General features: G+C 66.9%; 7 protein-coding genes. 5 read left to right on the forward strand and 2 right to left on the reverse strand.

What is annotated here, in order from left to right:
* Positions 1-69 precede the first annotated feature (69 nt).
* Positions 70-2,091 carry a family 20 glycosylhydrolase gene (locus IPK85_09880; protein ID MBK8247690.1) on the forward strand — a complete coding sequence of 674 codons (2,022 nt, stop codon included), beginning with the start codon at positions 70-72 and terminating at the stop codon, positions 2,089-2,091.
* 52 nt (positions 2,092-2,143) lie between these two features.
* Here the strand turns inward: IPK85_09880 and IPK85_09885 are convergent, their stop codons facing one another.
* The gene (locus IPK85_09885; GenBank protein ID MBK8247691.1) at positions 2,144-2,545 is read right to left on the reverse strand and encodes an ester cyclase; all 402 of its coding nucleotides are present in this window, start codon (positions 2,543-2,545) and stop codon (positions 2,144-2,146) included.
* A 156-nt stretch (positions 2,546-2,701) separates the two neighbouring features.
* Between IPK85_09885 and IPK85_09890 the strand changes: the two genes are divergently transcribed.
* The 4 genes from IPK85_09890 to IPK85_09905 all read left to right on the forward strand — a co-directional run bounded on the left by IPK85_09890 (position 2,702) and on the right by IPK85_09905 (position 9,025).
* Positions 2,702-4,117, forward strand: coding sequence for a TolC family protein (locus IPK85_09890; protein MBK8247692.1), 1,416 nt, complete (start codon positions 2,702-2,704; stop codon positions 4,115-4,117).
* A gap of 8 nt (positions 4,118-4,125) precedes the next feature.
* Complete coding sequence (locus IPK85_09895) at positions 4,126-5,436, forward strand: efflux RND transporter periplasmic adaptor subunit (GenBank protein ID MBK8247693.1); 1,311 nt, start codon at positions 4,126-4,128, stop codon at positions 5,434-5,436.
* Positions 5,437-5,448: 12 nt separating this feature from the next.
* Complete coding sequence (locus IPK85_09900; GenBank protein MBK8247694.1) at positions 5,449-8,592, forward strand: efflux RND transporter permease subunit; 3,144 nt, start codon at positions 5,449-5,451, stop codon at positions 8,590-8,592.
* Between the two features lie 151 nt (positions 8,593-8,743).
* Positions 8,744-9,025, forward strand: coding sequence for a Uma2 family endonuclease (locus tag IPK85_09905; protein MBK8247695.1), 282 nt, complete (start codon positions 8,744-8,746; stop codon positions 9,023-9,025).
* 59 nt (positions 9,026-9,084) lie between these two features.
* On the opposite strand, the gene IPK85_09910 is transcribed toward IPK85_09905, so the two are convergent.
* Positions 9,085-12,186 (reverse strand): glycosyl hydrolase, encoded by a 3,102-nt coding sequence (locus IPK85_09910; GenBank protein MBK8247696.1) that lies wholly within the window; start codon positions 12,184-12,186, stop codon positions 9,085-9,087.
* Positions 12,187-12,299: the final 113 nt, after the last annotated feature.

Below are 12,299 nucleotides of genomic sequence, written 5' to 3' on the forward strand. Positions count from 1 at the left end.
CGCCGGTGCATCGCGCACGAGGGCATGTGAGACTGGCCCGGGACGCTGCACCCCTGCCAACTTCTGTGCATGCGCCGACTTGCCCTGCTCCTTGCCCTCGCCGCCCCGTCCGCCGGGGCCCAGGTGGGCTCACTTCTCCCGGTTCCGTCCAGCGTGACGTCAGGGAGTGGCCGCCTGGTCCTCGACACGACCTTCCGCGTGGCGATCACGCGGTTCAGCGATGACCGGCTGCGTCGCGGGGTCGAACGGGCCATCCTCCGGCTCGAGGAACGCACGGCCGTCGAGGTCGCGCGGACCGTTGCGGCGCCCACGGCAACGGTGCAGCTACGCGTCGTGGTGGACGGGGCGGGCGACCGCATCCAGTCGATCGACGAGAACGAGAGCTATGCCCTCGACGTCTCGGCCGACGGTGCCACGCTCGCGGCCCCGACGGTCGTGGGCGCGCTCCGCGGCCTGGAAACGCTGCTCCAGCTTATCACCAGCGATGCGTCGTCCCACTACCTGCCCGCGGTGACGATTCGCGACACGCCACGCTTTCGCTGGCGCGGCCTGCTCGTGGACGTCGGGCGTCACTTCATGCCGGTCGAGCAAATCAAGAAGACGCTCGATGGCATGGCCATGGTCAAGCTCAACGTCCTCCACTGGCACCTGAGCGAGGACCAGGGTTTCCGCGTCGAGAGCAAGCGCTTCCCGAAATTGCACCAACTCGGGAGTGACGGCGAGTACTACACGCAGGACCAGCTCCGCGACGTGGTGGCCTATGCCCGCGATCGGGGCATCCGGGTGGTGCCGGAGTTTGACATGCCCGGCCACTCGACCGCCTGGTTGGTCGGGTATCCGCAATACGCCTCGCGCGCGGCACCCATCAGCATCCGCCGGGCGTGGGGCGGGGCGGACGCCATCTTCGACCCGACGAAGGAGGCGACCTACACCTTCATCAGCCAGTTCATCGGCGAGATGGTGCGCATCTTCCCCGATGCCTATTGGCACATCGGCGGCGATGAGGTCGAGGACAAGCACTGGAACCGCAATCCGCGTATCGTCCGGTGGCGCCGCGCGCGCGGCATGCGAAACAACGAAGAACTGCAGGCGCACTTCAACCAGCGCCTCATGCGCATCCTGCGCACCTACAACCGGCGCATGGTCGGGTGGGATGAGATCCTCCACCCCAAGGTGCCAGCCAATACCGTGATCCAGTCCTGGCGCGGGACCAACTACCTGCGCGATGCCGCGAAGCGCGGCTTCACCGGGATTCTCTCGGCGCCGTACTACCTCGACCACATCAAGCCGGCCACCGATTTCTATCTTGCCGATCCCATCCCGACCACCACCGACCTGACGGCCGAAGAGCAGCAACGTGTCCTTGGCGGCGAAGCCTGCATGTGGTCCGAGTTCGTCTCCTACGAAACCACCGACTCCCGGCTGTGGCCCCGGCTTGGCGCGGTGGCGGAGCGTTTGTGGTCGTCCCAATCGGTCACGGATGTCCCGGACATGTACCGACGCCTGGATATCCTGGCCGGCCGCCTGGAGGCGCGAGGGTTCCGCGTGCAGTCGCACAGCGCCCGGATGCTCCGCAAACTGTTCCCGAGCGGCGACCTCGCGCCCCTCGAGTCATTGCTCACCGTCGCGCAGCCGCCACACTTCGGCCAGGCCCTCAACGGCAAACAGACGACGCAGCTGCACCCGCTGACCCGGATTGTGGACGCCGCCCGCCCCGATCCGCCGGCCCGCTGGATGACCGAGCGCTTGGTTCGGCAGTTCGTGGGAAATAGCATGGACCCCGTGTCGCACGATTCGCTCACCGTGCTCATGATGCGCTGGAGGGCACTCGCCCCGGTGATTCAGGAGTTGGCAGGCGCCACACCGGCCATCGGCGAAGCGGTTCCGGTCGCCGTCGCCCTCGAACGCACCTCGGCGATCGGCCTGGAAGCGATGGGGTTCGTCCGGAGCGGGACCAAGCCCGATTCCGCATGGCTTGCGAACGCGACGGCAGACCTCAAGCGCTTCGACCAGCCGCAAGGTCTGCTGCGGGTGTCGGTCGTCCCCGAGGTCCGGAAACTCGTGGCGCTGCTTCAAGGTGTGATCCAATAGCGAGCACGCCTGGGGTGGCGGCCGGCCGCGAACCCCGGGCACAGCGGTCGGATTATGCCTCGCCCCTGAGCTGGCGCTCGTAGAGCGCGGCGTCGAAGGAGCCGATCGACGTGGCCACGACCCCGGAGGGGTCGAATACCCATCGCTCGGAGCCGCTGATGCGCACCCGTCGCCCAGTGCCCCCCGGGCCGGCGTTCGTGCCTGTCAGCGTCCAACGGTACTCGACGGCTTGACCCTCAATCCCGAGACCATCCATGGTCACTTCGAGGTCGGGAAACGCAGTCATGAACCCCCGGGCCGATTCGGCGACTGCAGCTCGACCCACCGACGGGGGGCCGCCGTTGATGGTCAGGGTGCCGTCGAGGGCGAAGAACGAGGCAACGGACTCCGGGTCCTGACTGCACCAGGCCTGGGTGTACCTCGTCGCAAACAGCTGTAGTTGATCCGGCGTCATCGGGATACGGAGGGGCAGCGTGTTTCGAACCGCGCCCACAGGTCTACCTCGGATTGCGCCGGTGCGGAAGGCCGTCCTCACCGGGATTCACATCTCCGGTCTGGCGGCGTCCCACGCCCGAACGCCAGACTGTCGGCGCGCGTACAACTCACACGTATGCCTATACCTATTGGATCTCTCGCCGTCCTCGGCGCTCTCGTCTTCGCCGGGGCCGGATCGCTCGCGGCCCAGCGGCCGGACTCGGTTCGCCTTTCCATGGAAGACGCCGTCCGGCGCGTGGTCCGCGAGTCCGACGAGGCGCGGATCGCCCAGGCCCAGGTGGAGGTGACGGACGCGCAAATCACCACCGCCCGCGCCGCCGGGCTTCCCCAGGCGCGGCTCTCTTCCCAGTACAGCCAGGTCCTGCGGAATGCGCGGGCCGAAATCGTTGGACAGAGCATCTTTGGCCAGAACTACAACTACACAGGGAACGTCAACTTTTCGCAGGTGCTCTTCCAGGGTGGGCGCGTCTTTGCCGGGGCGCGGGCGGCGGGTGATGCACGCCGGGCGGCCTCGCACAATCGTGCCGAGACAGAGGCAACACTCGCGGTCGACGTCCAGCGGGCGTACCTGAACGCGCAGCTCGCGCGCGAGTTGCTGCAGATCCAGGAGCGCAACGCGCAGTTGGCGTCCGAGCGGCTGACCCTGGTCGAGCAGCTCGAGCGCGGCGGTCGGGCGTCGCGCTTTGACGTCCTCCGCTCCCGGGTGGAGCGGTCGAACCTCGAGCCGCAGGTCCTGGCGGCGCGGAATGCGGTGGAGCTGGCCATCATTGAGCTGCGGCGCATCCTGAACCTCCCATCGACGACGACGGTCGCGCTGACCAGTGCACTGGATACGGCAGGGCTGCGCGCCGTCGCAGCGACCGTGAGCGCCGACTCCACGACCAACCCACTGCGCGCGTCGGAACGGGCGGCGCAGTCGAGCCTCGAGGCGCGGCGCGAGGGGATCAAGGTCGCGCGCGCCGACCTCATGCCGACGGTCACGGCGTTCTTCCAGACCGGGTATACCGCCCTGCCGAGTTCCAACGGCTTCCCGACGGTGTGGGGGCGCACGTCCTTCGCCAACTGCGGCACGCCCAACCCGGCGCGTCCGTGCCAGAACAACGGCTGGTTCGAGGACCGCAACTTCGGGTTACAGGTGGCCTGGCCGTTGTTCGACGGGTTGCGCAGTAAGGGCAACATCGACCTGGCCCAGGCCCAGACCAAGCTTGCACAGCTCCAGCTGGACCAGGAGCGGGAGCGGGTGTCGGTGGAGCGCTCGCGCACTTGGGCGGAGTTCCGCCGGGCCGAGGCAGCGTTCGATGCCCAACGCGAAAATGCCTCTCAGGCCGAGGAAGCGTGGAAGATCGCGGCCTTGCGCTTTGAGCGCGGGTTGTCGACGCAGCTCGAGGTGGCGGATGCCCAGCTCCTCCTGCTCACGGCCCGCACCAACGCGGCGCGGGCCAGCACCGAGTTCTACCTCGCGACCGCCGACCTGGCGCGCGCCCGGGGGCTGCCGATTCCGTTGCCGCCCACTCGTCCGACTTCACGATAGAGGTGTTCGTGTTCCGATTGACAATCGCGCGCGCATGCGGCGCGCTGCTGGTCCTCGCGGGTGGTGCGTGCAACCGCGAGGAGGCCTCCGGGGCGCCGCCGGGTGGCGGCGGCGGCGGGGGGGCGGCACCGGCAGCCCAAGGAAAGGCCGGTGGTGGGGCACCAGGGGGACCGGGTGGTGGCCGTGCGCCAACGGTCCTTGGACCCACCGACGTGCTGGAGGTGACGAACGGGTCCATCGAGGCGGTGCTGTTGATCAGCGGCGACCTCAAGCCGATCGAGGAAATCGCGGTTCGTGCACGCATGGAAGGCGACGTGACCGCGGTGCTCGCGCGCGAAGGGGATCGCGTGACGCGCGGCCAGGTGCTGGTGCGTTTCGAGAACGCCGTGCAGGAGGGTGACCGCGCATCGGCCCAGGCGGAAGTGGAGTCGTCAAAGGCCGATGTCGCCAACGCGCAGTGGAACGCCGATCAATCCGCGGAATTGTTCAAGGCGGGCGCGATCCCGGAACGGGACCTGCGGACCGCGCAGCAGACCCTGGCCGCGTCGCAGTCGCGCCTCGCGGCCGCGGACGCCCGGTTGCGCGGCGTGGCGCAGGTCCTGGAGGACACGCGGCTGGGATCCCCCACGACCGGTGTCGTGTCCACCCGTGCGGTGGAGCCGGGAGAACACGTGACGCGCGGCGCCACCCTCATGACCGTGGTGCGCAACGACGTCTTGGAGCTGGAGGCGGCCGTGCCGTCACGGCAGGCGGCGGAGTTGCGGGCGGGGCAAGCAGTCAAGTTTGCGGCAAACGGCCGACAGCTCGAGGGGAAGGTTGCGCGGATCTCGCCGACCATCAACCCGGCGAACCGCACGTTGACCGTGTACCTGCAGGTGCCGAACCCGCGTGGGGAGATGCGTGGCAACACCTTTGCCACGGGTCGGGTGGTCACCAAGCGGGTGGACAACACGATTGTTATCCCCGCGGCGGCATTGCGCCAGTCCGCAACCGGTGGCCAGTCGTTTGTCTATCGTATCGTCGACGACAAGGTGGATGTCGCCCAGGTGGAGCTTGGCGTGGGTGACGAGCAGGCGGCGACGGCGCAAGTGTTGTCCGGACTTGCGGTGGGCGACCGGATCATCGTCGGCAACCTGGGGGCCTTGGGGCGCGGCATGCCGGTGCGGGTCGTCTCGGCTGAACAGGGCCGCGGTGGCGGTGCGCGGGAAGCTGGGGCCACGGGGGCACGGTCCGGGGCGAATGGTGGGACACGACCGTCGCGCGGTGGCGACTCGACCAGCACGCGGCGCCCTCCGGGCGATGCCGCGGCAAAGCGTTAGGCGGAGGCGCCCATGTACCTCACAGAAGTCTCGATCAAGCGACCGGTCTTCACCACCATGATGATGGTGGCGCTGGTGGTCTTTGGGGTGGTGGCGTACCAGCGCCTCGCCGTGGACGAATACCCGGATATCACGTACCCCATCGTGATGGCGAACACCTCGTATCCCGGTGCGTCGCCCGAAGTGATGGAGCGCGATGTGTCGCGCCCGATCGAGGAAGCCCTCAACACGGTGCAGGGGATCCGCGAGATCACCTCGACGTCGTCCGAGGGCAACTCCAGCGTGCGCGTGATGTTGCAGCTCGGGATGGACCCGCTGGAAGCGCAGCAGGAGGTCATCGCCAAGCTCGCCCGCATCCGCCGCCAGCTGCCCCCGGATATCGACGATCCGGTCATCAATCGCTTTGATCCCAACGATCGGCCGATCATGGCCGTCGCGATGACCAGCAGCGAACGCCCGCTGCGCGACCTGACTGACCTGGCCGAACAGACGATCAAGCCACGCTTCGAGAGTGTGTCGGGGGTGGGTGGGGTGAACGTCAACGGCGGCACGACACGCCAGGTGCGCGTGCAATTGAATGCTGACGCGCTCGTGGCGTATGGCATCTCGCCGGCGCAGGTGTCGCAGGCCCTCGCGCGCGAGAACACCGAAACGCCGGCCGGGCGGGTGATCCGGGGCGAGTCCGAGCGCATGGTGCGGGTCACGGGCAAGATCCGGGACCCACGCGCCTTCGCCGACGTCGTCATCGCCGTGCGGAACGGCGCGCCGATTCGCGTGCGCGACGTGGCGACGGTCGAGGACGGCGTCGCAGACCGTCGCTCGGCCTCATTCATCGGCGAGACGCCGTCGGTCACCCTGGAGGTGCTCAAGGTCACCGGGTCCAACACGGTGGCGGTGAGCGATGGGGTCAAGCGGGTGGTGGAGGAGGTGCAGCGCACGCTGCCACCCGACATCAACTTGACCCTCATTCGCGACGACTCGATCAAGATCCGGCATTCCCTCGCCGATGTGCAGCTGTCGATCATCCTCGGCGCTGTGCTCACCATCCTGATCATCTACCTGTTCCTGAACTCGTGGCGCTCGACGGTCATCACGGGCCTCACCCTCCCGGTGTCGATCATCTCGGCCTTTTTCGTGATGTGGATGTTCGATTTCACGATCAACACGATGACCCTGCTGGCGCTGTCGCTCGCCATTGGGCTGCTCATCGACGACGCGATCGTGGTGCGCGAGAACATCGTGCGCCACATCGAGATGGGGAAAGGCCACCTCGAGGCCTCCCTCGAGGGGACGAAAGAGATCGGCCTGGCCGTGTTGTCCACGACCCTGGCCGTCGTGGCCGTGTTCATCCCGGTGGCCTTCATGGGAGGCCAGATCGGCAAGATCTTCTTCCAGTTTGGCGTGACCGTGGCCTTCGCGGTGCTCGTGTCACTGTTCGTGTCGTTCACGCTCGACCCGATGCTGTCCAGCGTGTGGGCAGATCCCGAGGTCGAACACGGTGGCCACGACGAGACGCGCCGCCGGACGCGTAACCCGATCCGCAAGTTCGCCTTTGCCTTTGACGCCTGGTTCGAACGCACGTCGGAGCGGTACAAGCGCGGGCTGGACTGGGCGCTCGACCGTCGCTGGCTGATGGTGGGTGTCGCGGTGGCGTCGGTGGTCGGGGCGTTCATGCTCTTCCCCCTCCTGGGGTTCACCTGGCTCCCGGACTACGACAGCGGCGAGTTCAACGTCTCGTTCAGACTGCCCCCGGGTTCACGACTTGAGTACACCACCGGCAAGGGCCAGGAGATCCAGCGCTTTCTCGCCTCGCAACCCGAGGTCGAGTTCACCTCGCTCAATATCGGCGGCGGCGGTGGGTTTGGCGGGCGCGGTTCGAGTGGGGGGCAGATCTTCGTGCGGCTCAAGCCCATTGGTGAGCGCGACAAGTCAATGTTCGACATCCAGACCGAGTTGCGCCGCAAGCTGGCGGGCATCCCCGGGGTGCGTCCGACGATCACCGGGAACATGTCGATCTTCGGCGGGATGCGGCAGCCGATCCAGATTTACGTGCAGGGCCCGGAACCTACACGACTGAAGCTGGCCGCCGAACAGGTCCTGACCACCATGCGCACGGTGGAGGGGTCGGCCGAGCCGCAATCGAGTGACGATGGCGAGATCCCCCAGCTGGATGTGCGCGTGGATCGGCAGCAGGCCTGGGCGGCCGGGTTGGCGATGCAGACGATTGGCTCCACCCTGCAGCCCCTCTTTCAGGGGCAGCGCGCAACGCGTTGGGAGGACCCCAACGGGTACTCGCACGACGTGATGGTGGTGTACCCGGACTCGGAACGGGTCAGCGCCGAGGACGTTGCGCAGATTCCCTTGCTCAGCAACAACTTTGATGCCCGCACGGGGATGGCCGCGACGGTCCCGTTGGCGCAGGTCGCCGAGATTCGGCCGGGCGTGGGACCGCAGCAGATCGAGCGCGGCTACCTCGAGCGTCGCGTGACCATCTCGGCCGGGGTCCTGCCCGGGTTCCAGATGGGGAACGTGGCCGACGACGCGCGTGCGAAGATCAACGCGATCGGCCTCCCCACCGGGTACCGCACCATCTTCGGTGGGGACGTGCAGAACCTCACGGAGACCAAGGGGTATGTGGGCGAGGCGCTCGTGTTGGCGGTGGTGTTCATCTACCTGATCATTGCGTCGATCTTCGGCTCGTTCATCCAGCCGTTGTCGATCATGCTGGCGCTCCCGCTGTCGTTCCTTGGCGTCGCCCTGGGACTGCTCGTCACCGGCGGATCACTCAATGTGATGTCGATGATCGGGATCATCATGTTGATGGGGCTCGTGACGAAGAACGGAATCCTGCTGATCGACTTCGTGAACAAGGAGCGGGAGCGTGGGATCGACCGCCGCAACGCGATCCTCAATGCCGCGCGGATCCGCGTGCGACCGATCATCATGACGACGGCCGCGATGATCTTCGGCATGTTGCCGCTGGCGTTCGCGCTCGGCGAAGGGGCGGAGCAACGCGCGCCAATGGCGCACGCGGTGATCGGCGGCCTCATCACGTCGACCTTGCTCACGCTGTTCATCGTTCCGGTGGTCTACACGATGCTGGACGACCTGTCGAACAAGGTGCTGGGACGAAAGGCGCCGGCGGCTCAGGTCTGACAGGGCGGACGGTCGCCCGCTCGTGGGGCTGTTGTCGCAGCGGTGCTCGTTGGGGATGAAATGATGACGCACGACGCGAGGGAGTTGGTCACCCTTGCCTCGTGCGTCTCTTCATTCCCCCTTGCGCCCTCGGCCCCGCCGAGCCGAACCTATGGGCATGCCCGCCCCGCTGCAGGAGTACTACACCGTGGCCGACGTCCTCGCCCTGCCGAGCGACGGGAATCGCTACGAACTCGCGTACGGGAAGCTGCTCGTGAGCCCGTCGCCTGTTTACCGGCACCAGGATGTACTGGGAAGGCTGTATCGCGTGGTGGCGGACTACTGCGACAGGCACGGATGCGCAGTTTCCAGTGGTCGAGCGCGAGCGCGTGAGCTGGTGGCCAGCCGGTGCGGCGTCCCCGCTGCTGATCGATCTGGCGTGGCTCTTTGCTGACTGACCAGGCGGACCGGTAAGGTGGTGGGGGCATCGGCGCCCCCACCATCCGTCCCCGCTTAAGAGATCGTCTTCCGCGGCGCGACGTACACCGGAGGCAACCCCACCTCCTGCAAGAGCTTGTTCAAGGCGGCCAGCTCATTCACCTCCAGGGCCTGCAGCCGCTGCAGCTGCACCTGCAACTTGCCGTTGAGGTCGTTGTAGATCTCCCCGTGCTGCTTTGTCGGGGTGTAGTCTCCCGTCTGCACCTGCATGTTCAGGGTGATGAACATGTTGTAGAGCTTGATCGGCATGTCGAGCGTGCACTGGTCCACATGGCAGCCGATCTCGTACAACTCCTCGCGCACCTTCTCGAACTTGCCGCGCACGTCCTTCGCCAGCGAATCCACGCGCTTCGCGAACGCCTGGTCCTTGGCCTGGGCGACGCGCTTGTCGATCTGTTGCTGCACGTCCTCGGTGCGCTGCGAGTTCTCGGTGATCTCGGTGATCCGGTCGCGCACACGCAGGGCGGCCGCGTATTGCTCCGTCAACTCGGCCGTGGTGCTCTTGACGCGCGGATCGGCGATGACCGCGAACCGGCGGGTCAGCGAGTCCTTGCCGGCGATGAGCCGCACAGTGTAGGTCCCCGGTGGGACGCGCGGGCCGCTTGTCGAGCCAAAGTCGAGAACCGTGTTGGGCAGTCGCTTGGGCTCCTCGACCTGCAGGTCCCACACAAACCGGTTCGACCCGGCGCGCATCGGCACCTGCTCGGTGCCCGGCATGAAGGCGAGTGCGCCGGCCTTCTCGTCGTCCACCTTCTTCGCCAGGGAGTCGGCGGTCGTCTTCAGGGTGTCGGGCTTCTTCGCCGTGCTGGTGAACGCTCGCACCACCTTGCCGCTGCCGTCGACAAACTCGAGCTTCACCTCACCCGTCGGACGCTCCTTGAACCAGTAGTCGATGTACGCGCCGCCATGGGGATTGCTCCCCGCGGTGTTGGTGCCTCCGCGCGGGCTCCCGCGCCAGCGCACTGCCGTCGCCGGCTGAAAGAGGTGCACCGGCTTCGCCGCAATGCTGTCCGCCATCTGGCGGATCGGGGACAGGTCGTCGATCAGCCAGAAGGCGCGCCCGTGCGTGGCGGCGATCAGGTCGTTCTCGTGCACCTTGAGGTCGCGCACGCTGACTCGCGGAAGATTGAGCTGCAGCGGCTCCCAGTTCGCACCATCGTCGAACGAGACGTGGACCCCGAGCTCGGAGCCCGAGTAGAGCAGCCCCCGGCGCTTGGGGTCCTCACGCACAACGCGGGAATAGGCATTGGACGGGATCCCCTTCGTGATCAACGTCCAGCTCTTCCCGTAGTCCGTGGTCTTCCATAGGTACGGGGTGAAGTCGTCCTGTTGGTACCGATTGGCGGCGATGTAGGCGACAGCGCCACTGTGCGGCGATGGATCGATGTGCGCCGTGCGGGTGAACTTGCCGTAAGCCGGCGGCGTGACGTCCTGCCAGGTGGCCCCGTTGTCACGGGAGATGTGCACCTTCCCGTCATCGGAACCGGCCCACAACACCCCCTTCTCGACGGGCGACTCCATGAACGCATACACCGTCGCGTACCACTCGGCGCCAGTCATCTCCCCGTGAATGGGGCCACCGGTCCGCTTGAGGGTGTTGGGGTCGGCGGTCGTGAGGTCCGGGGAGATGCGTTCCCAGCTCGCCCCCTCGTTGCGCGAACGCCAGACATGCTGCGACGTCACGTAGAGGGTGCTCGGGTCGTGCGGCGAGATCAGGACCGGGAAGGTCCACTGGAAACGATGCGGCACCTCGCCCGCCCCGTACCCGTCGTAGTTCATCAGGCCGACCGAGATGTCGCGCTCCTGGCGGGTGCGGTGGTCATAGCGGGAGAACATCCCCATGTAGCACCCGCCGTAGGTGACCATCGGGTCGCGCGGGTCGATCGCGATCGTCGCGTTCTCGCACCCTGCCGTGTTGTAGTAGTCGCGCTCACCGATGCCGCCGTCATCCGACCGGCTGAGCACCGACACCGCGGAGTTGTCCTGCTGGGCTCCGTAGATCCGGTACGGCCACTGGTTGTCGGTCGTGACATGGTAGAACTGCGCGGTCGGCTGGTTGGACATCGTCGACCAGGTCTGGCCGCGATCGAACGAGATGACCGCGCCGCCATCGTTACCGTTGATCAGGCGCTTGTTGTCCTTCGGGTCGACCCACATGATGTGCGTGTCGCCGTGGGGGACCCGCACCGTCTGGAACGTTCGCCCGCCGTCGGTGGAGCGCATCACCTGCAGGTTCATCACGTACACCGCGTTCTCGTCCAGCGGGTCGGCGGTGACGGCGCTGTAGTACCAGGCGCGGACCCAGAGGCGCGGGTCGGATCCCACGCGCTGCCAGGTGTCGCCGGCGTTGTCCGAGCGAAACATTCCGCCGGACGAGTCGGGCGCCTCGATGCTTGCGTAGATGCGACGCGGGTTGGCCGGTGAGACATCGATACCGATCTTGCCTAACGGCTTGCGCGGGATCCCCTCGTTGAACGTCAGCTCCTTCCAGGTGTCGCCGCCGTCTGTGGTCTTCCAGATGCCGCTGCGGCCGCCCCCGGCATCCATGGACCATGGGGTCCGCTGGAACTTCCACATGGTGGCATAGAGGATCCGCGGGTTCGACGGATCCATCGACAGGTCGTTGGCCCCGGTCGAGTCGTTGAGGAACAACACCTTCTTCCAGTTCTTGCCCCCATCCGTTGTGCGAAAGACGCCGCGCTCCGCGTTTGGGCCGAAGGCATGTCCGATCGCCGACACAAAGACGCGATCCGGATCGCGCGGGTCGATGACAACGTCCGTGATCTGGTGCGTGTCGGGGAGGCCAAGGTGCTGCCAGGTGTCACCAGCGTCGGTGGAGCGGTAGACCCCGGTACCAAAGGTGAGGTCTTCCCGGAGCTGGGATTCGCCGGTGCCGACGTAGATCACGTTCGCATCCGATGGTGCCACGGCGATGGCGCCTACCGAGGAGATGTCGGTCTTGCCGTCGGTGAGGTTCACCCACGAGGCTCCACCGTTCACGGTCTTCCACACGCCGCCATTCACGGCGCCGTGGTAGAACACCATTGGACGGGTCGGGTCGCCGGCGACAGCATCCACGCGTCCACCGCGGATCGGGCCCACGTTGCGCCAGTACATCCCCTTGAACGCGGAGCGTGTAGCCGTCGGGGAGGAGTAAACCGTCGCCGAGTACGGTGTCGCGGCGGGGGCGGCGGGCGCCGCGGGGCGGGCGCGTTGGCCCTCCAGAATCG

The organism is Gemmatimonadota bacterium (assembly GCA_016712265.1).
In the GTDB taxonomy this organism is placed as follows: Bacteria; Gemmatimonadota; Gemmatimonadetes; order Gemmatimonadales; family Gemmatimonadaceae; genus RBC101.

Bases quoted from the DNA above. Each gene is read 5' to 3' on its own strand.
- IPK85_09910 (MBK8247696.1), bottom strand. From the start codon at position 12,186: ATGTACTGGCGCAACGTGGGCCCGATCCGCGGTGGACGCGTGGATGCT.
- IPK85_09880 (MBK8247690.1), top strand. From the start codon at position 70: ATGCGCCGACTTGCCCTGCTCCTTGCCCTCGCCGCCCCGTCCGCCGGG.
- IPK85_09900 (MBK8247694.1), top strand. From the start codon at position 5,449: ATGTACCTCACAGAAGTCTCGATCAAGCGACCGGTCTTCACCACCATG.
- IPK85_09905 (MBK8247695.1), top strand. From the start codon at position 8,744: ATGGGCATGCCCGCCCCGCTGCAGGAGTACTACACCGTGGCCGACGTC.
- IPK85_09885 (MBK8247691.1), bottom strand. From the start codon at position 2,545: ATGACGCCGGATCAACTACAGCTGTTTGCGACGAGGTACACCCAGGCC.
- IPK85_09890 (MBK8247692.1), top strand. From the start codon at position 2,702: ATGCCTATACCTATTGGATCTCTCGCCGTCCTCGGCGCTCTCGTCTTC.